General features: G+C 71.7%; 20 protein-coding genes. 11 read left to right on the plus strand and 9 right to left on the minus strand.

Annotated features, from left to right (window positions below):
- Window positions 1–17: 17 nt before the first annotated feature.
- The 8 genes from RBJ65_RS04255 to purU all read left to right on the plus strand — a co-directional run bounded on the left by RBJ65_RS04255 (window position 18) and on the right by purU (window position 10,583).
- Window positions 18–254: an acyl carrier protein gene (locus RBJ65_RS04255; protein ID WP_306317873.1), complete on the plus strand. Its 237-nt coding sequence runs from the start codon at window positions 18–20 to the stop codon at window positions 252–254.
- Complete coding sequence (locus RBJ65_RS04260; protein ID WP_306317874.1) at window positions 254–1,504, plus strand: beta-ketoacyl synthase; 1,251 nt, start codon at window positions 254–256, stop codon at window positions 1,502–1,504. Before RBJ65_RS04255 ends, RBJ65_RS04260 begins: the two co-directional genes overlap by 1 nt.
- Window positions 1,505–1,657: 153 nt before the next feature.
- A complete protein-coding gene (locus RBJ65_RS04265) occupies window positions 1,658–3,496 on the plus strand; it encodes an acyl-CoA dehydrogenase family protein (RefSeq protein WP_306317875.1) in 1,839 nt (612 codons plus the stop codon).
- Complete coding sequence (locus RBJ65_RS04270; RefSeq protein WP_306317876.1) at window positions 3,493–3,783, plus strand: acyl carrier protein; 291 nt, start codon at window positions 3,493–3,495, stop codon at window positions 3,781–3,783. Before RBJ65_RS04265 ends, RBJ65_RS04270 begins: the two co-directional genes overlap by 4 nt.
- A complete protein-coding gene (locus RBJ65_RS04275; protein WP_306317877.1) occupies window positions 3,783–7,763 on the plus strand; it encodes an amino acid adenylation domain-containing protein in 3,981 nt (1,326 codons plus the stop codon). The genes RBJ65_RS04270 and RBJ65_RS04275 overlap by 1 nt, the downstream gene beginning before the upstream one ends.
- Window positions 7,750–8,202, plus strand: a complete 453-nt coding sequence (locus RBJ65_RS04280) for an SRPBCC family protein (protein WP_306317878.1) — start codon at window positions 7,750–7,752, stop codon at window positions 8,200–8,202. The genes RBJ65_RS04275 and RBJ65_RS04280 overlap by 14 nt, the downstream gene beginning before the upstream one ends.
- Window positions 8,203–8,283: 81 nt before the next feature.
- Complete coding sequence (locus RBJ65_RS04285; RefSeq protein ID WP_306317879.1) at window positions 8,284–9,603, plus strand: beta-ketoacyl synthase; 1,320 nt, start codon at window positions 8,284–8,286, stop codon at window positions 9,601–9,603.
- 92 nt (window positions 9,604–9,695) lie between these two features.
- The gene (gene purU, locus RBJ65_RS04290) at window positions 9,696–10,583 is read left to right on the plus strand and encodes a formyltetrahydrofolate deformylase (RefSeq protein ID WP_306317880.1); all 888 of its coding nucleotides are present in this window, start codon (window positions 9,696–9,698) and stop codon (window positions 10,581–10,583) included.
- 76 nt (window positions 10,584–10,659) lie between these two features.
- Here the strand turns inward: purU and RBJ65_RS04295 are convergent, their stop codons facing one another.
- The 4 genes from RBJ65_RS04295 to RBJ65_RS04310 form a co-directional block, all read right to left on the minus strand.
- On the minus strand, window positions 10,660–11,685 hold the full coding sequence (locus tag RBJ65_RS04295; RefSeq protein ID WP_306317881.1) for a DMT family transporter: 1,026 nt from the start codon (window positions 11,683–11,685) through the stop codon (window positions 10,660–10,662).
- Between the two features lie 58 nt (window positions 11,686–11,743).
- Window positions 11,744–13,330: a class I adenylate-forming enzyme family protein gene (locus RBJ65_RS04300; protein WP_306317882.1), complete on the minus strand. Its 1,587-nt coding sequence runs from the start codon at window positions 13,328–13,330 to the stop codon at window positions 11,744–11,746.
- A 6-nt stretch (window positions 13,331–13,336) separates the two neighbouring features.
- Window positions 13,337–14,875: an arginine decarboxylase gene (locus RBJ65_RS04305; protein WP_306317883.1), complete on the minus strand. Its 1,539-nt coding sequence runs from the start codon at window positions 14,873–14,875 to the stop codon at window positions 13,337–13,339.
- 177 nt (window positions 14,876–15,052) lie between these two features.
- Entirely contained in the window at window positions 15,053–16,186 is a 1,134-nt protein-coding gene (locus RBJ65_RS04310) for an acyl-CoA dehydrogenase family protein (RefSeq protein WP_306317884.1), read from the minus strand.
- Between the two features lie 153 nt (window positions 16,187–16,339).
- Here RBJ65_RS04310 and RBJ65_RS04315 point away from each other — a divergent pair, with 153 nt between their 5' ends.
- Window positions 16,340–16,954 carry a TetR/AcrR family transcriptional regulator gene (locus tag RBJ65_RS04315; RefSeq protein ID WP_306317885.1) on the plus strand — a complete coding sequence of 205 codons (615 nt, stop codon included), beginning with the start codon at window positions 16,340–16,342 and terminating at the stop codon, window positions 16,952–16,954.
- A 36-nt stretch (window positions 16,955–16,990) separates the two neighbouring features.
- Here the strand turns inward: RBJ65_RS04315 and RBJ65_RS04320 are convergent, their stop codons facing one another.
- The 3 genes from RBJ65_RS04320 to RBJ65_RS04330 all read right to left on the minus strand — a co-directional run bounded on the left by RBJ65_RS04320 (window position 16,991) and on the right by RBJ65_RS04330 (window position 19,034).
- On the minus strand, window positions 16,991–17,692 hold the full coding sequence (locus tag RBJ65_RS04320; RefSeq protein ID WP_306317886.1) for an HAD family phosphatase: 702 nt from the start codon (window positions 17,690–17,692) through the stop codon (window positions 16,991–16,993).
- Window positions 17,693–17,800: 108 nt separating this feature from the next.
- On the minus strand, window positions 17,801–18,064 hold the full coding sequence (locus RBJ65_RS04325) for a LysR family transcriptional regulator (protein ID WP_306317887.1): 264 nt from the start codon (window positions 18,062–18,064) through the stop codon (window positions 17,801–17,803).
- 10 nt (window positions 18,065–18,074) lie between these two features.
- Window positions 18,075–19,034 (minus strand): ScbA/BarX family gamma-butyrolactone biosynthesis protein, encoded by a 960-nt coding sequence (locus RBJ65_RS04330; RefSeq protein WP_306317888.1) that lies wholly within the window; start codon window positions 19,032–19,034, stop codon window positions 18,075–18,077.
- Window positions 19,035–19,181: 147 nt separating this feature from the next.
- Here RBJ65_RS04330 and RBJ65_RS04335 point away from each other — a divergent pair, with 147 nt between their 5' ends.
- Window positions 19,182–19,784 carry a ScbR family autoregulator-binding transcription factor gene (locus tag RBJ65_RS04335; RefSeq protein WP_306317889.1) on the plus strand — a complete coding sequence of 201 codons (603 nt, stop codon included), beginning with the start codon at window positions 19,182–19,184 and terminating at the stop codon, window positions 19,782–19,784.
- Window positions 19,785–19,841: 57 nt separating this feature from the next.
- Here the strand turns inward: RBJ65_RS04335 and RBJ65_RS04340 are convergent, their stop codons facing one another.
- A complete protein-coding gene (locus RBJ65_RS04340) occupies window positions 19,842–20,864 on the minus strand; it encodes a helix-turn-helix domain-containing protein (RefSeq protein WP_306317890.1) in 1,023 nt (340 codons plus the stop codon).
- A gap of 221 nt (window positions 20,865–21,085) precedes the next feature.
- On the opposite strand from RBJ65_RS04340, the gene RBJ65_RS04345 reads away from it, so the two are divergent.
- Window positions 21,086–22,075: a hypothetical protein gene (locus RBJ65_RS04345; protein WP_306317891.1), complete on the plus strand. Its 990-nt coding sequence runs from the start codon at window positions 21,086–21,088 to the stop codon at window positions 22,073–22,075.
- A 38-nt stretch (window positions 22,076–22,113) separates the two neighbouring features.
- Here RBJ65_RS04345 and RBJ65_RS04350 read toward each other — a convergent pair whose 3' ends face one another.
- The gene (locus tag RBJ65_RS04350; protein ID WP_306317892.1) at window positions 22,114–23,598 is read right to left on the minus strand and encodes an APC family permease; all 1,485 of its coding nucleotides are present in this window, start codon (window positions 23,596–23,598) and stop codon (window positions 22,114–22,116) included.
- Window positions 23,599–23,642: the final 44 nt, after the last annotated feature.

Below are 23,642 nucleotides of genomic sequence, written 5' to 3' on the forward strand. Positions count from 1 at the left end.
GACACGGAGTAATTGCGATGAGCGACGTCTACGAGCGTTTTGTGGGCCTTCTCGGCGGCTTCGGCGTCGAGCCCGCCGAAGTGCAGGGCACCGACACCTTCAGCGACCTCGACCTCGACTCCCTCGCCCTGGTCGAGATATCCCTCGCCCTCCAGGGCGAGTTCGGGATCGACGTCGACGACGACGAACTCGTCGCCGACAACACGGTCGACGAGGCCGTCAAAGTGATCGAGTCGAAGATGGTGGCCGTCTGATGCCCAGCACGGGATCCGCCACCGCGGACTCGTTCGACGCCGCCGTCACCGGTATCGGCATGGTGACCGCGGGCGGCATCGGCACGGCGGCGACCTGGGAGCGGGTCTGCGAGGCCGCCGGAACCGCCGCCCGGCACCTGCCCGAACTGGCCGGTGTGACCGTCGACTTCGCCTGCCTGGTGCCCGGTTTCGACGCCAACGAGCTGGTGGGCCGGCGCAAGGCGTGGCGGCTCGACCGGTGCAATCACCTGGCGATCGCCGCCGCGGCCGAGGCCGTCGCGGACGCGGGCCTCGACACCACGGCCTGGGACGGCGCCCGCGTCGGCGTCGTGCTCGGCTGCGGTATCGGCGGCGCGGGGAGCTGGGAGAAGAACTACGAGCTCCTGCGCGAGGGCGGGCCGCGGAAGGTGTCCGCCACGCTCATCCCGATGCTGGCCCCCAACATGTCGGCCGGCTACGTGGCCATGGAGATCGGCGCCAAGGGACCCAACCTGGTGACGGCCACGGCCTGCGCCTCGGGCACCACGGCCGTGGGCGTGGCACGTGACCTGCTGCGCAGCGGCGCCTGCGACGTGGTCGTCACCGGCGGTACGGAGTCCTGCGTGATTCCGTCGATCTCCGCCGGGTTCAGCCAGATGGGAGCCCTGTCCCGGCGGCACGACGACATCACGGGGGCGTCCCGTCCCTTCGACGCCGGGCGCGACGGGTTCGTCATGTCCGAGGGCGCCGCGGTGCTCGTGCTCGAACGCGAGGCGGACGCCGCGGCCCGCGGCGCCCGGGTGCGGGCCCGCGTCAGCGGGTACGGCGCGTCGGCGGACGCGTACAACGCCACCGCGCCCGATCCGCAGGGCGCGGGCGCCGAACTCGCCCTGCGCGCGGCCCTCAAGGACGCCGGGCTCGGCCCGCAGGACATCGAGCACGTCAACGCGCACGGCACGTCCACGCCGCTGAACGACAAGACGGAGGCCCGCCTCATCCGGCGCGTCCTCGGCGAGGGACCGTCCGTCACCTCGGCCAAGGGCGTGCTCGGCCATTCCCTCGGTGCCACCGGTGCCATCGAGGCCGCGCTCACGGTCCTCACCCTTGAGCGCTCCTTCGTGCCGCCGACGGCCAATCTGGAGAGCCAGGACCCCGAGATCGACATCGATGTGGTGGCGAAGGCGGGACGCGAGGGCCCGGTGCGGGCCGCGGTCAGCAACTCCTTCGGATTCGGAGGACAGAACGCGGTGCTCGCGTTCACCGCGGCATGAACGCCACCGGACATCTGCACACGCTGCGGAACACGACGGTCCGGCGCACCCTGCGCCGGGCCCTCGTGGCCCAGGTCGCGCTCGGCTTCGGACTTCCGGCGGAGGACAAGGACCCGGGAACCGGGCCGATTCGATACGAACACGGAGTGCTGAATGAAGGAGTCAACGCCTCCCGCCCGGCCGGTCAGTGGCCACGCCACGACCGCCGAGGCCCTTGAGCGCTGGCTGGGAGACCCGGGCCTGGAGTCCAACGCGGCCTCCTACGTGAACGCCCTCGACCTCGACGAACGAGAAGAGCTGCCCGCGGCCGCCATCGACCGGCTGCGTGCCTTCGGCTTCCACCGGTACTTCGTACCGGAACGCCTCGGCGGTGAACTCCGCTCCACCGAGGAGATCTTCATGCTCAGCCGCGTCCTGGCGCGCAGGGACATGAACCTCGCGGTCAGCGAGACCACCCAGGTGTGGATGATGCTGGCCTGGCTCGGCGGCGACGCCGAACAGCAGGACAAGTTCGCGGCGGTGCAACTGGGCGGCGGGGTCGTCCCCTGCCTCGCGTACTCGGAACTCGACCACGGCGCCGACCTGGCCGCCAACGAGCTCCGCGCCGTGCGTGACGGCGGGAGCTACGTCCTCGACGGAGAGAAGTGGCCCATCAACCGGGGCACCACCTCCACCCATGTGGTGCTGCTCGGCGCCACCGGCGGCGCGGACAAGGCCGTCCAGCGCCGGCAGTCCCTGTTCCTCCTCGACAAGTCCGAGGTCGTCTCCGGCACCGTGGAAGGAGTCCCGCGCGTCCCCACGTACGGTCTGCGCGGCTGCGACATCAGCGGAGTCGCCTTCGACGGCGTACGGGTGGACACCAGGGCCCGCCTCGGCGCGGAGGGCGAAGGGCTCGAACTCGCGCTGCGCGGACTGCTCATCACCCGAACCTTCTGCACGGGTCTCTCGCTCGGCGCCGGGGACACCATGCTGCGCACCGCGAGCGGCTTCCTGTCGCGGCGGGTCCTGTACGACGGGCCGACGAGCCGGATCCCGTACGTCTCGGAGGCCCTCGCCAACGCCTACCTCAGCATCCTGGTCGCGGAGTGCGAGAGCCTCGTCGCGATGCGCGGACTGCACCTGTACGCGGACGAGTTCAGCGTCTGGGGGAACCTGACCAAGGTCCAGGTGGCCCGCCTCATCGACTTCAACAGCAAGACCCTGGCCAGGATGCTCGGCGCGCGCTACTTCATCCGCTCCGCCGAGCACCAGGGCATCTTCCAGAAGATGCTGCGCGATTCGTCCGTCGTCTCCGTCTTCGACGGCAGCGAGCCGGTGTGTCTGGACAGCGTGGCGCTCCAACTGCCCGCGCTGGCCAAGGCGTACGGCCGCGAACGGGAGGACGACTGGACCGCCCTGTACGACCTGCGGGCGCGGCTGCCGGTCTTCGAACCGGGCAGCGGCACGATGTTCGGCCGCGGCCGGGACGCCGTACTCGCCTCCCTGCCCACACTGATCGACAAGCTGGCCGCGCTGTCGCCCTCCGGCCCCCTGGACGCGGAGCGGCTCGCCGCCCTGCGGGCACGGGCCGGGCGGCTGCGCACGGAGCTCGACGCCCTGTTCCAGCAGGTCGCGCGGGTGCGGCGGGAGACAGCGGCGGGGCAGCCGAAGACGGCAGGCAAGTCCACGGACCCCCGCCTCATGCGCCTCGCGGAGGAGCTCTGCGGCCTGCACGCCAAGATCGCGTCCCTCGGCGTATGGCTTTTCAACCGTGACCACCTCGGCGCGTTCTTCGCCGGCGGCGCCTGGCTGCAGGCCGCGCTCGACCGCGCCGAAGTGCATCAGTACCAGGTCGGCGACCTCGCGCCCGCGACGGCCGCCGAACTCGTGACCCAGCTCGAAACCCAGCGCACGCGGCACGAGTTCTTCTCGATCCGCACGGTGCGGCAGGCCGCACCGGGAGCCCCCGAGGCAAGCACGCACACCCTCAGCGAAAGGCCCAACCTGCCATGACCACCACCGACATCACGATCGGCGACATCCGCACGCTGCTCACCGAGGCCGTCGCCGCCGAGGTCGGGATCACCCCGGCCGAGGTGGAGACCGACCAGCCCTTCACCTACTACGAGCTCGACTCCGTCGCGGCGCTCTCCGTCAGCATGGAGCTGGAGGACCACTGCCGAATATCGGACCTCCCCGCCGACCTGCTGTGGGACTACCCGACGGTGGACGCGCTCGCCGTGGCGCTCTGGGAGCGTCTCAACCCCGGTCTCGCCGCTGCCGCCGTGGACGGTAAGTGATGACGACAGCGATCACGACTCCGTACGTCAACTCCCAGCAGTCCGGCCTGTGGTTCATCCACGAGACGGACCCGGAGTGCTCCGCCTACCACGTCGTCTTCGCCGCCGAGGCGACCGCGGACCCCGAACTCGGCGCGCGGGCAGGGGAGATACTCGGCGACCTGATGCGCGAGTACGACGCGCTGCGCATCTGCTTCCGCCCCGGCGAGGACGGCCCGGAGCAGGTCGTCGAGGACTCCGTACCGCTCGACGTGCGGTTCGCGGAGGCCCGCGGCCTGTCGCCCATGGCCCTGAAGCAGCGCATCAGGACCGACACCCGCGCCCCCTTCGACCTCGCACGCCCGCCCCTGTGGCGGCTCCACCTCTACCGCACCGGCGAGCGGACCTGGGTGTTCGCCGTCGTGATGCACCACATCGCGGCCGACTTCTGGACGCTCGGGCTGCTGCTCTCGGAGGTACGCGCCCGGCTGGAGGGCACCAAGGGCAGGTTCACGCCCGACGGCCGCGCCTTCGCCTCCTACGCCGAGCAGCAGCAGGCCTTCCTGCGCACGGAGAAGGCCGGGCAACTGCGCGACAGCGAGGCGGAGCGGCTCGCCGACCTGCCCGCCGGCCTCGACCTGATCGGCGACCTGCCGCGCCCGCCCGCCCCGAGCCACAACGGCGGTTCGGTGCCCTTCGCGCTGTCGGCCGCCACCACGGACGCGGTGCGCGCCCTGGGCCGGGAGAACGCGGCGACCCCCTACCAGATGCTGCTCACCGCCTACTTCGTGCTGCTCAGCCGGGTCAGCGGCCAGTCCGACATCCTGGTGGGCACCCCGACTTCGGGCCGTCTGCAACGCCAGTTCCGGGACGCGATCGGCAACTTCGTCAATACCGTCGTCGTACGCGGTGAGGTCGATGAGCAGGCGACGTACCGGGAGCTGCTCGCCGCCACGAAGGCGCGCGCACTCGACGCGCTGCACGCGCAGGAGCTGCCGTTCCCGTGGCTCGTGCGGGAGCTCGCGCCGCCCCGCGACCCGAGCCGGACCCCCGTCTACCAGGCGGGTTTCGCCTGGGACCGGCTCCCGTTCCTCGGCGACATGGACAACTTCTTCCTGCTCGAACCCGACGCGGGAACCGTCCTCGACATCGCGGGCGCCGCCCTGCGCCCGTACCCGGTGCCGCAGCAGGAGGGCCAGACCGACCTGTGGATCGAGATGGGCGCCGAGCGGCAGGGCGCCTTCGCCGGCGTGCTGCGCTACAACACCGACATCCTGGAGGAAGGCACCGCACGGGAACTCGCCGCCGCGTACGTGAACACGGTCGAGTCGCTGGCCGCCCACCCCGACGTACCGCTGCGTGATCTCGTACGGGGAGACGCCGGGCAGCTGGAGCGGCTCGCCGCCTGGGGCACGGGACCGGAGCGTGAACTGCCCGCGGACCGGCTGCCCGAGCTCGTACGGGACCAGGCGTTGCGCACCCCCGAAGCCGTCGCGCTCGTCGCCGACGGCGAGGAGTGGAGCTACGCCCGGCTGCGGTCGGAGACCGAGCGGATCGCCGCGTCCCTGCGCGCCGCCGGCATCGTGCCGGGCGACCGCGTCGCGGTCCTTGCCCGGCGCGGCGCGCCCCTGGTGGCCGCGCTCCTCGGGGTCCTCGCGGCCGATGCCGCCTATGTGCCGCTCGACCCCAACCTGCCGGTCGACCGGCTGAGTTATATGGCCGAGGACTCCCGCGCCCGGCTGCTGCTCAGCGAGCGGCGCCTCAGCGAGGAGTGGCTGCCGGGCCTGCCCGTCCTGTGCGTCGACGACCCGCAGGCCACGGTCCAGGGGGCAGTGGCGCCGACGCAGGAGAGCGCGGACGCCTCCGGCCCGGCGCACGACCTCGCGTACATCCTCTATACGTCGGGTTCCACCGGCCGTCCGAAGGGGGTGGCCATCGGGCACCGCGCCCTGGTGAACCTGCTGCTCTCGTTCCGGGACCAGACCGGGTTCACGGACGCGGACAGCCTGCTCGCCGTGACCACGATCTCCTTCGACATCGCCGCCGTCGAGCTGTTCCTGCCGCTCATCACCGGCGGCCGGGTCATCGTCTGCGACAGCGAGACCGTCGCCGACGGCGCCCGGCTCGCGGCCCGTATCGAGGAGTGCGGCGCGACCTGGATGCAGGCGACACCCACCTCGTGGCGGATGCTGCGCGACGCGGGCTGGAGCGGCAGCGCGCGCCTCAACGTGATCTGCGGAGGCGAGGAACTTCCCCTGGACCTCGCCGAGTTCCTCACCGGCCGGGTGCGGAGCCTGATCAACGCCTACGGCCCGACGGAGACGACCATCTGGTCCACCGCGGGCCCGGTCGAACCCGCCGTCGGCGTCGACATCGGCGCACCGCTCGCCAACACCCGGTTGTACGTCCTCGACCCGCACGGCCGGCGCGTCGAGCCGGGGCTGCCCGGTGAACTGTGGATCGGCGGCGACGGCCTCGCCGTCGGCTACTGGGACCGGGCCGAACTGACCGAGGAGCGGTTCGTCACCGGGCTGCCCGCCGCCCCCGCGGAGCGCCTGTACCGCACGGGCGACCGGGCGCGCTGGACCAGCGACGGGCGGCTGCTGCACCACGGGCGCCTCGACAACCAGGTCAAGCTGCGCGGCTACCGCATCGAACTCGCCGAGGTCGAGACGGTGTTGCAGGCCGTGGAAGGCGTGTCGGCGGCCGTCGTCGTCGTCCGCGACGACCGGCTCGTCGGCTACCTCATGGCCGAGCCAGGCACGGAGCTGAAGGCGGCCGAGGTCAAGGCGGCGGCCGCGGTGTCCCTGCCCTCGTACATGGTGCCCGGCATCCTCGTCACCCTCGACGAGCTGCCCCTCACGGCCAACAAGAAGATCGACCGCAACCGGCTGCCCGCGCCCACCGCCGCCACGGACGAGTCCTTCGAGAAGCCGCGCGATGCCACCGAGATCACGCTGGCCCGGATGTGGACGGAGATCCTTCAGGTCGGCGCGGTCGGCATCCACGACGACTTCTTCGACGTGGGCGGTCATTCGCTGCTCGCCGTCCGGCTCAGCGCGGCCATCCGCGAGGAGTGGGACGTCGAGATCCCCATCTCCGTGATGCTGCGGCACGGCACCATCGCCGACATGGCCGCGATCGTGCGCCAGGGCGGCCAGGAGAGCACGCGCACCCCCGTCGTCCGGCTACGGGAGGGGGAGGCGGACCGCCGTCCGCTGTTCCTCTTCCACCCCTTCGGCGGCACCGTCTTCTGCTACGTGGAGCTGACCAGGCATCTGCCGCCGGGCCGGCCCGTCGTGGCGGTCGAGGCCCCCGGCATCGAGAACGAGGGCGAGGCCGAGGTGAGCGTGGAGGCCATGGCCACGCGCTACATCGACTACCTCAAGGAGATCCAGCCGAACGGCCCCTACGCCCTCGGCGGTTGGTGCTTCGGCGGTGTCATCGCCTACGAGGTGGCCGGGCAGCTGCGGGCCGCGGGGGAGGAGATCGAGGTCATCGCCGCCATCGACAGCCGCGCGCCGATCGAGGCGAACATCCCCGAGGCGCCCGACGACGCGACGATGCTCTCGTGGTTCGCCCGGGACCTCGCGGTGCCGGCCGGGAAGACCCTCGACCTTCCGGCCGAGCACCTCAGGGAGCTCGGCGGGGACGCGGCCTTCGACCACATCCTCCGGGAGGCCGCCGCGATCGGTGTGCTCGCCGAGGACGCGGACCGCGCGCAGATCCTCCGCTACTTCGAGGCGTACCTCGCCAACGGCATCGCCCTGCAGACCTACCTTCCCGAACCGAACGACCTCGACCTCGTGCTGCTGCGCGCGGTCGACGAGGAGGCCGACTACGGGCCGAAGCTCGGCTGGGACGCCCTGATCAAGGGCGAGTTGCACGTCATCGACGTCGTCGGCGACCACAACTCGGTGATGTATCCGCCGCACGCCACCGGCGCCGCACAGGCGATCGGACGACACCTGGGAGCAGGAACCGACCATGATCAGAGCTGAGTACGCCTTCGACCTTCCGGTGCCGCCCAAGGAGGCCTTCGCCATCCTGTCGGACCCGGCCATGGACGTGGAGTGGCAGAGCAGCTGTGTGCACGCGAAGCTGCTCGACGGAGAGCCGCGGCCCGGCAGCCGCTACGAGATCGTCTTCCAGATGATCGGCAAGCGGCTGGAATTCCTGGTCGAGGTCGACGAGTTCGAGCCGGGAGTCCGCTCGAAGTTCCACACCCTCGACGGACCGTTCGGCTACGTCGGCACGTACGAGTACACCGAGCGCCCCGACGGTACGACGCGGGTCCAGTGGACGTTCGACGTCGACCCCGGGGACTACTTCGGGATCATGCCGAAGCCCCTGCTGCGCAAGGTCCTTGTCACACAGGTCAAGAAGGACTCAGGGCGCCTTGCCGCACGGCTCGCCGAGGAGGCGCGGCTGAGCGCCTGAGCGCCCGAGCTGTCGTACGGCCGCCCTGTCACCGTTCCAAGAACCCCAAGAATTCGGGGAATTCCAAGTAAGGAGAAAGTCATGCCGGGGGAGATACGGGAGAGCGACAACGAGATACGGGCGAGCGACAACGCCCAGGACGTGCCGAAGGTCGTCGTCACCGGCCTCGGCGCGACCACCGCGCTCGGCGGCGATGTCCCCAGCACCTGGGAGGCGCTGCTGAGAGGGGAGAACGGCATCCAGCTCCTCGACGGCGAGGCCTGGTGCGGGGACCTGCCGCCACAGATCGGAGGCCGCATCCGGGTCGAGCCGGCTCCCGGTCTCCAACCCCTGCAACGCGTACGGCTCAGCCGCACCGCACAGTTCGCCGTGACGGCGGCGGGGCAGGCGTGGCAGGACGCGGAGCTCGATACGGCCGCGCTCGCACCGACCCGGGTCGCCGTCGCGGTCTCGGCGGCCGCGGCCGACATGACCGCCCTCATCGACGGCTGGGAGCGGTTCAAGGAGCGCGGCTGGAACCGGGTGTCGCCGCTGACGGCACCGCTGTCCATGGGCAATGCCTCCGCGGCGGCCGTCAGTGTGCTCGTCAACGCGCGCGCCGGTGCGTACGCCACCGTCAACGCCTGCTCCTCCGGTACGCAGGCGCTGGCGACGGCGGTCGACCTGATCCGCAAGGGCGACGCCGACGTCGTCCTCGCGGGCGGCGCCGAGGCACCGCTGCACCCCATGGTCCTCGGGGCGTTCGCGTCGATGCGGACGCTGTCGCAGCGGGCGGACGACCCGGCCGGCGCGTGCCGCCCCTTCGACAAGGACCGGGACGGCATGGTGTTCGCCGAGGGTGCGGGCATCCTCGTCCTCGAATCCGAGCGGCACGCGCTGGCCCGCGGAGCCCGTGTCTACGCGGAGCTCGCCGGGGTGGGAATCGCCTCTGACGCCCACCACTTGGTGCAGCCCGAGCCCGAAGGCGCCGGCACGGCCCGCGCCATCCGTGCCTCGCTGGCCGACGCCGGCGTGTCGCCCGCGGACGTCGCACACCTCAACGCCAACGGTGTCGCCACCACGGTCGGCGACGCCGGGGAGGCGCGCGGGATCCGCGAGGTCTTCGGGGACGCGGGCGAGGGCCCGGCGGTCTCGGCGAACAAGTCGATGACCGGGCACGCGCTCGGTGCGGCCGGCGCCATCGAGTCGATCGCCACGGTGCTCTCGCTGCACCAGGGCGTGGTGCCGCCCACCCGGAACTTCGTCAGCCTGGACGAGGATCTCCGCGTCGACATCGTGCACGGCGCACCCCGGAAGCTGGCGGACGACCAGGTCATCGCGGTGAAGAACTCCAGCGGGTTCGGCGGCCACAACGTGACGCTCACCTTCCGCACGGTGGAGCGGGTGGCCGCGGCCGGCTGACATCCCGACCCGGGCGGCGTGGCCGTGTCCCCCGTCACGGCCACGCCGCCCTTCCCTCCGTATCCGAACGCCGAAAGCCGAAAGAGGACCCGATGCCGCAGGCCCGGACGCCCGATGAGCCGCCGCACACCACCTACATCCTGACCCTGTCCTGCCCGAACCGCACCGGCATCGTCCACGCGGTGTCGGGCTTCCTCCTGGCCCGCGACTGCGACATCCTCGACAGCCAGCAGTACGGCGAGGACGGCGTCTTCTTCCTCCGCGTGCACTTCGCCGCCGATGCCGTCGATGTCGCGGAGCCCGGACTCGCCCGGCTGCGCACGGAGTTCCAGCCGCTCGCCGCCATCTACTCGATGGAGTGGCGGATCGACGACGCCACGCGCCGCACGCGGACGCTCATCATGGTGAGCCAGTACGGCCACTGCCTCAACGACCTGCTGTTCAGGGCGCACGCCGGGGCGCTGCCCATCGACATCACGGCCGTGGTCTCCAACCACGAGGACTTCCGCGCGATGACCGACTCGTACGGCATCCCGTTCCACCACCTCCCGGTCACCCGGGAGACGAAGGCGGAAGCGGAACAGCGCCTCCTCGCTCTCATCGACGAGACGGACGCCGAACTCGTGATCCTCGCCCGGTACATGCAGATCCTCTCCGAGGACGTCTGCAAGCGGCTCGACTCCCGAGTGATCAACATCCACCACTCGTTCCTGCCGAGCTTCAAGGGAGCGAAGCCCTACCACCAGGCCCACGCCCGCGGCGTCAAGCTCATCGGGGCCACCGCCCACTACGTCACGGCGGACCTGGACGAGGGCCCCATCATCGAGCAGGACGTCATCCGCGTGGACCACCGCGCCGCCCCCGAGGACCTCGCCGCCATCGGCCGGGACGTCGAGGGCCAGGTCCTGGCCCGCGCGGTGAAACGCCACGCGGAACACCGCATCCTGCGCCACGGCCGGCGCACGGTGGTCTTCTCCTGACACCCCGTCCGCCGCGCGAGAGCGGCTGCCGTGGACGTGGGTCCACGGCAGCCGCTTCTTCGGGGCGTACGGGGTGTCAGCCGCGCGCTGCCACCGGGGTCGGGGCTTCTTCCGTGGCCGTGGCCGTGGCCGTCACCGGCTGCGGCTGCGGCGTCGTCCGCGCGGCGGCCGTACGGCGCGCCACCCGGCGCAGGTACAGGTTGTTGAAGACCAGGGCGAGTGCCGTCAGGGAGGCGCCCGCCACCTGCATGCCGGCCGGGATCACGCCGGTCAGGGCGGAGATGATGAAGGCGGTGACCGGGACGACGTCCATGAACAGGACGCCGTTGAGGGGGCCGAGGTACTTGTTGCCGAAGTTCCAGCCGAGGACGCCCACGAAGCCGGCGACGACGCTCATGTAGGCGAGTTCGGGGAGGACCGTGGTCACGGCGTGCGCGGTCGGGACGGGGACGCCGCCCGTGGCCAGGATGATCGCCGTGATGACGGTGGCGCTGGCCAGGCCGAGGACCGTGGTGATCGCCGTGTACTTGATCGGCGACCAGGCCGGGAAGTACGTGGCGCCGGAGGTGTAGATCACCCAGCACAGCGCGGCGAACAGCAGCAGCGCGTCGGGGCCGAAGTCGGAGGGGTGGGCCAGCAGCGTGCTGAGGCTGCCGTCGGAGACCACCAGGATGACGCCGACGAAGGACATCGCGATGAAGGCGAGCGCGCCCTTCGGCGGAACCACCTTGCGCAGCACCCAGTTCACGAGGAAGCCCATCATGGGCATCGTCGCCATCATGATCGAGGCGTTCAGGGCGCCCCGGTCACCGATGAGGTCCTGGCCGAAGAAGACCAGGAACTGGAAGCCCGCGAAGCCCGCGGTGCCGAACAGCCAGGCCAGACCGATCCGTTCGCCCTTCAGCTTGAACCCGGCCGCCCCCTCGCGCAGCTTGAGGAAGACGAGGAACATCGCGCCGGCGATCGCGTACCGCAGGCAGGTGAAGGTGAACGGGTCGATGTGCTTCAGGGTGACGTCCATGAGGGGGAACATCGCGCCCCAGGAGACGGTGGCCAGGAGGCACAGCAGCACACCTCGGCCGTAGTTCTTCTGATCGTTCATGATTCTTCGTTCTTCCTTCGAGGGTCGAGGGTCGAGGGGGTCGGCGCTTTCGAGGGGGTCAGGCGGGGACGAGTTCGCCGCGGCGGGCCGCCGCCTCGGCGTCGACCAGGGGCAGCACGGTCTCCAGCAGGCGGGGCGCGCGCACCTTGCCCGTCGGGCTGTACGGGATCGCCTCCACCGGAATCACGTACGCGGGCAGGCACGGCACCCGGCGGGCGCAGGCGGCGGCGACCGCGCGCCGGCCGCTCTCCAGGCGCTCCGGGGAGACCGGGGCGAACGGCACGACCAGCACGTCCTCTCCGGTGCCCTGGAGCTTGGTGCGCAGCACGGCGGTCTCGCGTACGCAGGGCAGGTCCATCAGGTCGTTCTCGAGGCCGAAGATGTTGACGTCGAGCGGCTTGCCCTCGGCCGCCTTGGAGACGCCGTCGTTGCGGCCGGTGAGTTCGAGCCGGCCCGCCTCGTCGATGAAGCCGCTGTCGCCGGTGAGCAGGAAGCGCTGGGTACGGCCGCCGTAGTCCAGCTCCAGGAACTCCGGGGTGGCGTTGGCGTACTCGTCCATCAGCTGGTAGCTCGCGATCGCGACGCGGCCGCGCATCCCCTTGGGCACCGGACGGTTCTCCGGGTCGAGGACGGCGATGGTGTTGCCGGGCATCGGACGGCCGGATCGGCAGGGCGCCACGTGCAGCTCCTCGGGGCCGATCATGACGTTCACGCCGGTCTCGGTGGTGCCGTAGTAGAGGTGCAGGACCGGGCCGAGGCGGTCCCAGGTGTTGTTGACGACCCAGCGGTTCAGGTGCCGTCCGCCGGAGAGCACGAAGTGCAGGCGCGAAGTCTCGTGCAGATGCTCGGAGTCGGGGTGGGCGACGACCCGCTTGAGAACCGGCGGCACCATGAGCGTGGTGGACACGCCCTCTTCCTGGATGATCCGGATCAGGGCCGCGGTGTCGTCGTACGGGCCGAGCACGACGGTCCCGCCGAGCGACAGGAAGATGCGCGCCCAGCCGGGACCCGAGGCGTGGTACAGCGGGACCGTGACCAGGTGGACGTCGTCCTCGTCGAAGGAGTACTGGTCCACCAGGTCGGCGAACCGGCGCGCCTCGAAGGAGGACCGGCGGATCACCATCTTGGGGATGCCGCTGGTCCCGGAGGTGAAGGAGAACGCCTCGAACGGCTGCTCCACCGGCCGCGGTTCACCGGGCTGCGAGCGCAGCAGCTCGTCGAAGGTCACGCCCGGCGCGTTCGCCGGCACATCGCTGTCCAGCCGGATGTCGAGCACGTCGCGGCCCTCGGGCCAGCCGGCCTCGGTCAGTACGGAGCGCTGGGCGGCGGTGCTGATGATCACGGTCGGCCGGAGCTGCTCCAGCGTGCCCGCGGTGGCCTCGGCGCCTGCGGTGTAGTCGAGGCCGACGCACGGGATGCCGAGCGTAGAGACGGCGGCCATGGCGACGACGAGCTCCCAGCGGTTCTCGGCGACGAAGACCGCGCGGGCCGGGCGTATGTCGGGCAGTCTCCGCTCGATCGCGGTCGCCACGCGGGCGACCTTGTCGGCGAGGCTGGCCCAGGTGAGCCGCACTTCGCCGTCGACCAGGGCCACGTGTCCGGGGCGGCGCTCGGCGTGCTTGCGCAGGTCCGTGAGCTTGATCATTTCCAGTCACTTCCTTCCAGCGGGAACAGCGGGGGTACTTGGGACGGCGGTGCCGACCGCACCGGACTGGCGCAGCGTGTAGATCTCGCAGCCGCTGGACCGCAGCGCGCCGATCTCGCTGAGGGTCCGGTCGCACAGCCGCTCGCCCGGCACGGCGATCGGAATGCCGGGCGGGTAGGCGATGATGAAGTGGTCCGTCGTGCCCTGCGCCAGGGCGGCGGACGACGTGCGGTAGGTGCGCTGGATCGTGCGCAGCGCCTCCAACAACCGCAGCAGCGTTGCCTCGTCGACCCCGATGTGTACGTGGAAGAGCACGGCGTCACCGCTCTCCCGCGCCACGTACAGGGCGTACTCGTCGAACAGGATCCGGCGGAAGTCGGCCGCCGTGATGCCGAGCGCGCTGATGTCGACGAGCACCCGGGTCGGGTCGTCGCTCACCAGCAGCGCCGGGTCCGTCAGATGGCCGTCGGGGCCGAGCGCGCGGTAGGCCGACAGGCGGGGATCCGTGGCGAGTTCGGTGCGCAGGGTGCCGGCCAGGCTCAGTGACCGCTCCAGCAGCTGCTCGCCCTCCGTCTCCGCCTGCAGCCGCGCCAGATCGAGGCTCGCGAGCACCGGCCAGCTCGGCGAGGTGGTGTGGTGCTGGAACAGCGCCTGCGCCGTACGCTCCTGGGCCTCGCTGTCGCCGACCAGATGCAGGTACGAGCCCTGCCGCAGCGCCGACATCGACTTGTGCGCCGAATGCGTCACGGCCATGCTCAGCGGCAGCGGGCTCCCGCTGTCGCGCAGCGCCTCCACCGCGTGCAGCGCGGTCAGCGGTCGAAGGCGCGGGTGGAACCGGTGCACGGCGCCCCACGCCTCGTCGACGAGCACCGACACCGCGGGGTGCGCGGCGGCCAGTTCGGTCAGCACGGTGGGCAGGTCGTAGCGGACGCCGTCGTACGAGACCGCCGACAGGACGACGGTGTCGTACGGCCTGCCCTCCGCCACGGCGGCACGGAACATGTCGAGCAGCCGGGGCAGGTCGCCGAACGTACGGGGGCAGGTGGCGCAGCACTTCTGCATCGGCGCGTACGTGACGTCCACGCCGAGCGCGCCGAGGGCGAAGTGCACCGACTGGTGGCAGCTGCGGTCGGACAGGACCCGGCTGCCGGGGCGGGCCAGCGCGGTCAGGGCGACCCGGTTGGCGGTGCTGGTGCCGGTCGAAAGGAAGAACGTCGCGTCGGCGCCGAAGCTGTTCGCGGCCAGCCGCTGGGCCTGGCGCAGCGGGCCGCGGGGGCGGAAGAAGGAGTCGAGCATCGTGCCGCTGTAGGAGACGTCGGCGGCGAGTTGGGCCGTGCCGAAGAGGGCCTCGTACGACTCCCTGATGCGGGAGTCGCGGATCGACCGGCCGTGGGAGAGGGGGAGGGCGTGGAAGGAGGCGATGTCCCGGCGGGACACCGCGAGAACCGCGTCGGCCAGTGGCGTCCTGCTCGCCCCGTGACGCCCGGCGGGAGGAGCTTGCGGTCCCTCCTCGGAGGCGGGAGTGGAGCTGGTGGGTTCGGTCATGCACCCATAAAACAAAACCTTCGCGAAGGTATCAAATATTATCGGGAAGGCTGATGGAGGGGCGGGGGCGTGGTGGAGGGGAGGGGGTGGCGCGGGTGTGATGCGGGTGTGGTGTGTCAACGGGGCGTCGCGGAGCCCGAGTTGAGGGTTCCGCGACGCTCCGTCGGCGCCGGTGGGTTACGCCTGGTGCTGCGCGAAGGTGCTCGCCGCGTAGGCCGTCGCGGCCGGGCCGGGCTGCAGGGTCGCGTGGGCGGACACGGCGTGGATGTCGCGCCAGGCGCGCTGCAGCGGGCTCGTCCGGGTCAGGGCGCGGGCGCCTGCCGTGCGGAAGAGGCGCTCCACGGCGTCGGTCAGCAGCTCGGCGGCCCGGGAGGCGTCGCGCTGGTTGCGGGCCGCGGCCTCCGGGGCGAAGGCGGCCGGGGGCTGGAGCGCGGCGTGGTCCGCGCGCCGCGCCGCCGACTCCAGGAGGAGCGCGGCCATGTCGATGTCCGCCGAGGACCGGGCGAGGGTTCGCTGCGTACTGGGGTCGGCCGTGGCGCCGCGTTCCCCGGCCAGCGCGGTCCAGGCGGCCAGCGCGCCCCGGGCGGCCCCGAGCGCAGGGGCGCAGAACAGCAGCGCGGCGACCAGCGGGTACGGCACCCGATGGCAGGCGGCGGCCTCCGGGTCGGTCACGCCCGTCAGCAGCGTGTCCCGCAGGCAGGACCGGTGCGCTGGTACGAAGACGTCGTCGACGGAGACCGAGTGGCTGCCCGTGCCGCTCAGGCCGACGCTGTCCCAGGTGTGGTGCACGCGGACGTCGCGACGGGGGACGAGGAGGACGCGGTACGCGGGCGGGCCGGTCACCGTGTCGTCCAGGGTGGCCAGCAGGACCCAGTCGCAGTGCTCGATCCCGCTCGCCCAGCCCCAGCGCCCGGTCAGTCGCCAGCCGCCGGGGGTGGGTACGAGTCGGCCCGCGGGCGGGACGATCGCCGCGGCGATCGTGGTGTCGGGGGAGTCGGCCCACAGTTCCGCCTGTGCCTGTTCGGGCAGGTGGGCGGCGAGCCGGGCGTGCGCGGCGAGGAGTGCGGCGCACCAGGCCGAGGAGGCGCAGCCCTCGCCGACGGCGGCCACGGCGGTCACCAACTCCGCGAAGCCGCCCGCGTTTCCGCCCCGGTGGCGCGGTACGAAGTGCCGGGCGAAACCGGCCGGGCGCAGGGCCTGGACCACGTCGGGGTGGAGGCGGCCGGCTTGCTCCGTGGCGGGGGCGTGGTGGGCCGCTGTCGTGGCGAGGGTGGTCGGGTCGAGCGGCAGGGAGAGCGGGGTCGTAATCATCGGAGCCTTCCATGAAGCGGGGAGAGGGGTGAAAAAAATTCGATCGAGAAGGTATTTTCTTTGGATGCACAGATCTTGGATGCGTAGTTCTTGGATGCACGGATCTTGGATGAAGGGATCTCGGACGCGTGGATCGACGGGAAGGGGCGAGGGGTGAAGCAGGACAGGGCGCGGCGTACGCACGAGGTGCTGCTCGACGCGGCGGCGAGCGCGTTCGTTCGCCACGGCTTCGCGGGCGCCAACCTGTCCGAGGTCGCCGCCCGCTCCCGCCTCACCAAGGGGGCGCTCTACGGTCACTTCGCCTCCAAGGCCGACCTGGCCGAGGAGTTGGTGCGGGGGTTCGAGGAGGAGTGGGCCAAGTTGCTTGCCACGCACGGGAGTTCACTGCGTGGGCTGGCCCTGGGCTTCGACCGGCGGATCCATGACGACGTACGGTTCGCCGCCGGTCTCCGGCTCGCCGTGGACGCGTCCCGGGTGGCGCGGCGGGAGTCGGCGCCGCTCGGTGAACTGCGTACGAGGCTGCTGGAGTTGGTCAGGGACGCGCAGCGCGAGGAGCGGATGGCGGCGGAGCACAGGCCCGAGGTGCTGGCCCGGCTGATCCTGGCCGTGCTGCTGGGGGTGTTCTCGACCCGCTTCGGCGCCGAGGACGTCGAGGGGGTCGAGGGTGTCGGGGACGTAGGGGACGTCGGGGACGTCTCGGGAGGGGGCGTCGAGACGGCGGACGAGCTTTGGGACGCCGTGCTGTCGGCCCTGGGACCGGCCGTCTGAGGGTGCCGCTCGCGCGTCTCAAGCGGTCTGCGCGTCTCAAGCGGTCTGCGGGGCCAGGCCGTACAGGGCCGGGCCCGGCAGGCGCCGCCAGCCGTGCAGCGCCGCCCGCGCCGCGAGGGCCGGGGCGCTGCCCACGGTCACCGGGTGGCCGACGCCGCCCAGTAGCGGCAGATCGCTCGCGTCGTCCGCGTAGGCGTAACAGTCGGACGGGTCCACGGAGAGGGCGGTCATGATCCGGTGGGCGGCCGCCCGCTTGGCCCGGCCGATCATCGGGGGACCGGTCAGGCCGCCGGTGAGGATGCCGTCGCTGACCTCGGGGACGGTGCACACGACGAGGTCGGCGCCGACCTCCCGGCTCACCGGAGCCAGGGCGGCCGTGAACGAACCGGAGAGCAGGACCGTCAGATCACCGGCGCGGTGGTGCTGCCGAAGGGCCTCGCGGACCGGCGGGTGGAAGAGGAGGCCGCGGGCGTGCTCCCGGGCGAACCAGAGACGCCCGCTCTCCTCCAGCTCCGACTCCCGGCAGCCGCGCAGCAGTTGGTAGTAGGCGCGGTTGACCTGTTCGCGGGGCACGCCGGACCGGAGCTGGTGGCCGAGCGCGGCGCGCGCCGCGGTCAGCCGGGAGGGAGCGCGGCCCGTGCGCTCCCAGTGGAGGGCGAGGATGCCCAGCATGCTCTTGCGGTTGATGAGCGTCTCGTCGACGTCGAAGAACGCGACTCTGGCAGGGTCGGTCGTCATGGGAAGGGGAGGCCTTTGCCTGGGAGAGGGCTGGAAGAGGGGCGAAGGTGGGGGGAAACGCGTGGGGTGATGGGGCGGTGGGGCGCCGTGGTGTCGGTTCCGGCGGCGTCACGCGCCGAGGCGGAGCTCCGCGCGCGCGGCGTCCACCAGGCCCAGGATCTGGTCCGCGTACGGGCACAACCGCGCGCCCGCGCCCGTGAGTTCGACGGCGCGGTTGCCGCGCCGTACGAACAGCGGGGTGCCCACCGACTCTTCGAGACCCTTGATCTGTGCCGTGATGGTCGGCTGCGAGTAGTGCAGGTTCCGGGCCGCACGGGTGAAGCTCAGCTCCCGGGCGACTTCCCGGAAGGCGCGCAGACGCTGAAGGTCCATGGCGCCGCCCTCATCCCTTGACGAACAGCGCGTCGGCCTCGGCGAGGGTCCGCTCGCCCTGCGTGGCGGTGAGCCGCAGCAGCCCGCCGGGACCGGTGGCCGAGCGGATGACGATGGGCCGGCAGAGCTCGCCGAAGGACCGGAACTCGGCGTTGAGCGAGGCGAGTACGCAGTCGCTGGCCGCGGTCAGATGCCCGGCCTGCCGGAACGCCTCCAGCAGCATCATGCCGGGCACATGGTCCGAGGGGTGCTCGAAGTAGCCCGGGTGCTCGGGGTCGACGTGCAGCCGCCAGGTCGACGTGTCGTCGTCGGTCGCGGTGCGCAGCAGTACGTTGGCGTCCTGCCGGCCGGCGATGACCGGCGCCGGGGAGGGCGCGACCGGGGACGACGGGGCGGCGGAGTCGTCGGGCGCGGGGCGGCCGCGGCGCCTGAGCGCGTCGTAGCTCCGCCCGGGGATGACGACGACGGAGACGGTGCTGTGCACGCACGGCTTCCCGTCGACCTCGATGGTGACGTCGAGCCGGGCGTCGAAACGGCCCGAGCGCGGCTTGCCGGTCGCCGTGATCGCCACGTCCAGGACCGCGCCGAGCGGGACACCGCCCACGCGCAGCGCGGTGAAGTCGCCGATGTGCAGGTCGAGGGACTTGAAGACGAAGTGGTGGCCGAGCGGCACCTCGTAGAAGCGGTGCAGTACGTAGATGCCCGCCTGCCGGACCGTCTCCGCGAGGAGCATGAAGTCGCAGCGGCCGGACTCGTCGGGGTGGTAGAGCGCGTGGTAGCGCGGCCACTGCGCCCCCACGGCGAAACGGTCGGTGGCGAGGGCCGCCGCGTCGGTGAGGAAGACCTCGGTGACGGAGGCCCGGTGCACCAACTGGCGTGGCACGGTGCGGTCGAACGTGAGGTCCGCTCGGGTCCGCTCCACCGGAGCCGACTCGGACACGGACACGGACTGCAGGGCAGTGACTGTCATGCCTGCTTCTCCCCCCAGAGAATGTAGGTAGGCACAAGAGGTGACAGGGGCAGCCGTTCGACCTGGTGGCCCCCGTCGAGCAGAAATATACCTGCGGGAAGGTATATTGCAATCGACATCACCAGAAGGACGGGAGGACGCGGAGACATGGCGGACAGCAGGACGGCGCCGAAGCAGGAACGGGCGCGGCGGACGCGGGCCCACATCCTGGCCATGGCGGCCCAACTCTTTGCCGAACGCGGCTACGCGAAGGTGTCCTTGCAGGACGTCGCCGAACTGGCGGCCATGACCAAGGGGGCGGTGTACTTCCACTACAAGAACAAGGAAGATCTCGCCATCGCCGTGGTGGAGGCGCACTACGCCCGCTGGCCGGTGCTGCTCGCGGAGGTCGCGACGGACGAACTGCCCGCGTACGAGGCGCTCGTCACCATCCTCGACCGGGTCTCCGAGGCGTTCCGCGGCGACGTCGTGGTGCAGGCCGGGGCCCGGCTGCAGATCGAGCGGTCCCTGATCGACGCCGATCTGCCCGAGCCGTACATCGGCTGGGAGGACTACCTCACCCGGCTCGTCGAGGCGGTCGAGGAGGCCGGCGAACTGCGTGACGGAGTCACCCCGCGCTCCGCCGCCCGGGTCCTCGTCTCGGCCTTCTTCGGCATGCAGCACATCTCCGATGTCCTCAGCGAGCGCAAGGATCTGCCCGCGCGCTACGAGGAGTTGAGGACGGTCGTGCTGGAGGGGCTGCGGCGCTGACGGCCCGCCGCTCAGGCGGATCCCGCACGGGGTTTTGGCCCGTGGGCGCGGGCCCGTTCAGCGGCGCAGCGTGGTGGACGGGCGCTCCCCGAAACGGCGGTGGTAACCCACCGAGAAGTGACCGAGGTGCTGGAAGCCGCAGCGCAGCGCGATCTCGGTCACCGTGCTGGTCCGGTCCGCCGCCAGCAGCTCCCGGCGTGCGCGTCGCAGGCGGACCTCGTTCAGATGGGTCATCGGTGTGGTGCGCAGGTGCTCGCGGAACCCCGCCTGCAGCGCGCGAATGCCGATGCCCACATGATCGGCGATGTCCGCGACGGCGAGCTGCTCCGACGCATGGGCCGCCATGTACTCCGCCGCCGCACGGATCACTTGGGGCGGACCGCCGCGCGCGGGTTCGTGGAGCTCGGCCGAGTAGTTGTTGGGCTGCCCGAGCAGCCACCGGCTCAGCAGCAGCTCTTCCAGACGGCGCATGGCCGGCGGCTCGGCGGCCGGGCGGCCCCGGTGGCCGATGTCGTCGATGTCGTCGAGCAGCAGGTCCACGACCCTGCGCCAGGAACGGACGGCCGGGTCCTTCATGTCCATGTGGAGCCGGAAGCGGACCGGTTCGGTGACCGGGTGCCCCAGGAACGAGCGCAGCTGGTCCTCCAGGGCGCTCCGCGAGACCCGGAGGACGAGGTGCGGGCTGGCGTCGCCCACCCTGATCGTGTATCCCCGGTCCACCGGGGGCACGCCCGCCGCGGTGGCGTCGTAGCCGGCCTGGTCACGGCCGACGCCGAGGCGCGCGTGACCGGCCAGCGGCATGAGGACCAGGTAGAAGGTCGCCTGTTCCTCGGGGGCGATGTGGACCGGGCCGCCGTAGTCCAGGTAGCACAGGCTCACCCGGCTCCTGACGGTTCCGTGGAACCGGGTCTCGAACCTGCGGGGCCCGTCGAGCGCCGTGAGCCGGTGCGGGCAGAAGGCCTCGGACACCACGTCCCGCGCCCGCTCCGGATCGCGGGTGTGCAGCCGCTGGAAACCGGCGAGGGGCAGGCGCGGGCAGAGCGTGGACTCGGTCATGGACTCGGTCGTGGACTCGGTCATGGGCTCGTCCTCGGAGCGGCCGGTGGGGCGGGTCGCCGCGGGGCGTCGGACGGCACCGGGCGGCCCGTTCAGTGTCGTGCGGATGCCCGCTTGAACACCAGTGGAGCCGCGATGCGTCGCTCTCGGGACAACGGCCGCGCGTACGGGATAGTGACCGGCCTTCGCGCCCGCCATGCTGGGACTCGGAAGGGGGCCAAGTGGCCCCGCCCGAGGGGGAGATCATGTCTGCTGGGGATGTCATCGCGCTGGTCAGCTGTGTGGTGTCGCTCGCGGGCGCGCTGGCGGCTGCCGTCTTCGCGCGCCGGACGCTCGTGGAGCAACGGGTGTCCAAGCGGGACGCCGACGCGCGGGTTCTGGACGAGGTCATGGACCGCATCCGCAGCTGCATGGTGGGTTTCCAGGAGGGCTGGGGCCCCGACCTGGACCCGGGCGCCGGCTCCGAGCGGGCCGCGCGCTTTAGGGCGCTGCAGTCGACGTCGGACGAACTCTTCGTGCTGGTACGCCAGGTCGAGGGCATCCTGAAACGCTCCCGTCCGACGCTGACCTGGCACCACCGTGCGCTGCTCGGCGTCGCCTACACCCAACTGTGGGACCTGGAACGGGCGATGCGGCACTGGAACGTCCTGCTGGACGAGGTGGGCCAGGCGGTGGCGGCCACGGCCAGCGGCACGGCCGTGCCCCTGTCATCGCTGGAGATGGTGCACTGCCACAGCGAACTCGCGCGCCTGTACTTCAACCGTGCCGCGGAGGGCGACGCGGACCGCGGGGCGGGGCACATCCAGGCGGCCGTGGACCTGCTGGTGCGGCTCGAGGCGAGCGACGGGGGCGGCTCGCTGATCGAGCGGCAGGCGCAGCTGCGGGTCATGGAGTGCGAGGGCAATCTGATGCTCGACCGCAAGGCGGACGCGCAGGCCAAGGCGTACGAGGCGTGCAGGCTGGCCGCGGCGTGCGGACAGGAGTGGCGGCGGCTGCGCATGGCCTCGTATCTGGTGGTCGCCTTCCACCAGCCGGCGGTCGTCGGATACTCCGGTCCTGGCGGGGAACCGCCGGGCGACGACTGGCTGCTGGAGGGCGTCCTGCGGCAGGCCGCCGCCGAGCGGCTCGACTTCCCCGAACTGCTGCGGGCGGCGCGGGGCTTCCTGGAACAGCTGCGTGCGCGGAACACCGCCCCGGACGGGACCGGGGACCGGCGGCGGGCCATGGCCGAATGAACGCCGGCCACCGCCACGAGACCGCCCCGGTCACCGGGTCACCTCGCGCGGTCCCTGCGGGCCGCCGCCAGCCCCGCCGCTCCCACCAGCAGCAGCACCACGATCGTGCCCAGGGTGAAGGTCTCGAACGTGGCGCGGGAGACGCCCCACACGTCCATGAAGTCGTAGTCGATGCCGAAGAGGGACTCCAGGACGCCGGGGAAGAGGGCGGACCAGGAGCCGACGAGGATCCAGGCGTAGACGAGGATCGCGCAGGCCATGAACCCCCGGTTACCGAAGGGGACTTGGTAGGGGCGGGGGACGTCGGGGCGGCGCAGGCGCAGGACGACCAGGGCGGGGACGACCGACAGGTAGGAGAGCAGGAGGGTGGTCACCGCCACCGTCAGGACCACGCTGAAGATCGCGCCCGTGTCGCCGTGCACCAGCTGCATCGCGGCCAGCATGAAGACCGTGGCCACGGCGCCGGAGAGCAGGTTCGTGCGGACCGGGGTGCCGAGGCGGGGGTGGAAGGCGCCCAGGGCGCGGGAGAAGAAGCCGCCGTCGGCCGCCGCCATCGCCTGCATGCGGTCGCTGACGATCATCCACGCGCTGCCCTGGGTGAGGAGGGCGAAGACGAACATGACGGCGGTGAGGGTGAGCAGCGGTCCGGCCGCCGGGCCGTAGATGTCGAAGACCAGGCGGACGCCCTCCATGAAGCCGCCGATGCCGGTGACCTTCCCGGCGGGGACGACCGCGAGGAGCGCGAGGACCGGCAGGAGGTAGCAGGCGGCCGCGATCGTCGCCGAGCGGCCGAGGGAGGCGGGGACGTCGCGTTGCGGGTTGTGCATCTCCTCGCCAGCGGCGTTCGGCGCCTCGAAGCCCACGTAGGCGAAGAGCAGGATCGGGACGAGGGCGAGGAAGCCGGCCGTCGTGGGGGCGAAGTGGGCCGAAGCAAGGCCCTGGAAGCCGTGCTCCGCCCCGTAGAGAAGTGCGGTGATCGTGAAGAGGGCCAAGGACGCGACCTTCACCACCGCGCCCGCCGTCGTGATCCACTTGCCGCGGCTGAGGGAGACGACCGCCGTGAGGATCGCGATCCACACGAAGAGCAGCTTGAACGTGTAGTCGGCGAACGTGCCCGAGCCCAGGTGGAAGACGAAGCCGTCCCAGGTCTCGGCGGCCAGGAAGACCAGCGAACCGCCCAGCCAGATCGGGTTGGTGACCCAGTAGAAGAGCGTCGTGAGGGCCGCCGCCGGGCGGCCGAGGGCCAGCTTCACCCAGACGTACGGGCCGCCCTCCTGCGGGAACGCGGCGCCGGTCTCGGCGAAGAGGAGCGCGTACGGCAGGAGGAAGAAGAGGGCGATGGCCGCGGTCCAGGTGGCCGCCTCGCCGCCGCCCGTCGCGATCTGGCCGATGGTGTCGAAGGAGATCACCGCGGCCACCGCCATGGCCGTGATGTCGAAGCGTTTCAGGCTGCGGCGGAGGTTCGAGTCCGAGGCGGTGGCGGGTGGGGACTGCGGGGCTGTGGAGGGGCTTTTCGTCGACACGGGCAGTTCCTAGGGAGGGGGAGTCGGGGACTGCGTGCGGGGGG

This window comes from Streptomyces sp. KL109B (assembly GCF_030766935.1).
In the GTDB taxonomy this organism is placed as follows: Bacteria; Actinomycetota; Actinomycetes; order Streptomycetales; family Streptomycetaceae; genus Streptomyces.

Bases quoted from the DNA above. Each gene is read 5' to 3' on its own strand.
- RBJ65_RS04255 (WP_306317873.1), top strand. From the start codon at position 18: ATGAGCGACGTCTACGAGCGTTTTGTGGGCCTTCTCGGCGGCTTCGGC.
- RBJ65_RS04260 (WP_306317874.1), top strand. From the start codon at position 254: ATGCCCAGCACGGGATCCGCCACCGCGGACTCGTTCGACGCCGCCGTC.
- RBJ65_RS04265 (WP_306317875.1), top strand. From the start codon at position 1,658: ATGAAGGAGTCAACGCCTCCCGCCCGGCCGGTCAGTGGCCACGCCACG.
- RBJ65_RS04270 (WP_306317876.1), top strand. From the start codon at position 3,493: ATGACCACCACCGACATCACGATCGGCGACATCCGCACGCTGCTCACC.
- RBJ65_RS04275 (WP_306317877.1), top strand. From the start codon at position 3,783: ATGACGACAGCGATCACGACTCCGTACGTCAACTCCCAGCAGTCCGGC.
- RBJ65_RS04280 (WP_306317878.1), top strand. From the start codon at position 7,750: ATGATCAGAGCTGAGTACGCCTTCGACCTTCCGGTGCCGCCCAAGGAG.
- RBJ65_RS04285 (WP_306317879.1), top strand. From the start codon at position 8,284: ATGCCGGGGGAGATACGGGAGAGCGACAACGAGATACGGGCGAGCGAC.
- purU (WP_306317880.1), top strand. From the start codon at position 9,696: ATGCCGCAGGCCCGGACGCCCGATGAGCCGCCGCACACCACCTACATC.
- RBJ65_RS04295 (WP_306317881.1), bottom strand. From the start codon at position 11,685: ATGAACGATCAGAAGAACTACGGCCGAGGTGTGCTGCTGTGCCTCCTG.
- RBJ65_RS04300 (WP_306317882.1), bottom strand. From the start codon at position 13,330: ATGATCAAGCTCACGGACCTGCGCAAGCACGCCGAGCGCCGCCCCGGA.
- RBJ65_RS04305 (WP_306317883.1), bottom strand. From the start codon at position 14,875: ATGACCGAACCCACCAGCTCCACTCCCGCCTCCGAGGAGGGACCGCAA.
- RBJ65_RS04310 (WP_306317884.1), bottom strand. From the start codon at position 16,186: ATGATTACGACCCCGCTCTCCCTGCCGCTCGACCCGACCACCCTCGCC.
- RBJ65_RS04320 (WP_306317886.1), bottom strand. From the start codon at position 17,692: ATGACGACCGACCCTGCCAGAGTCGCGTTCTTCGACGTCGACGAGACG.
- RBJ65_RS04325 (WP_306317887.1), bottom strand. From the start codon at position 18,064: ATGGACCTTCAGCGTCTGCGCGCCTTCCGGGAAGTCGCCCGGGAGCTG.
- RBJ65_RS04330 (WP_306317888.1), bottom strand. From the start codon at position 19,034: ATGACAGTCACTGCCCTGCAGTCCGTGTCCGTGTCCGAGTCGGCTCCG.
- RBJ65_RS04335 (WP_306317889.1), top strand. From the start codon at position 19,182: ATGGCGGACAGCAGGACGGCGCCGAAGCAGGAACGGGCGCGGCGGACG.
- RBJ65_RS04340 (WP_306317890.1), bottom strand. From the start codon at position 20,864: ATGACCGAGTCCACGACCGAGTCCATGACCGAGTCCACGCTCTGCCCG.
- RBJ65_RS04345 (WP_306317891.1), top strand. From the start codon at position 21,086: ATGTCTGCTGGGGATGTCATCGCGCTGGTCAGCTGTGTGGTGTCGCTC.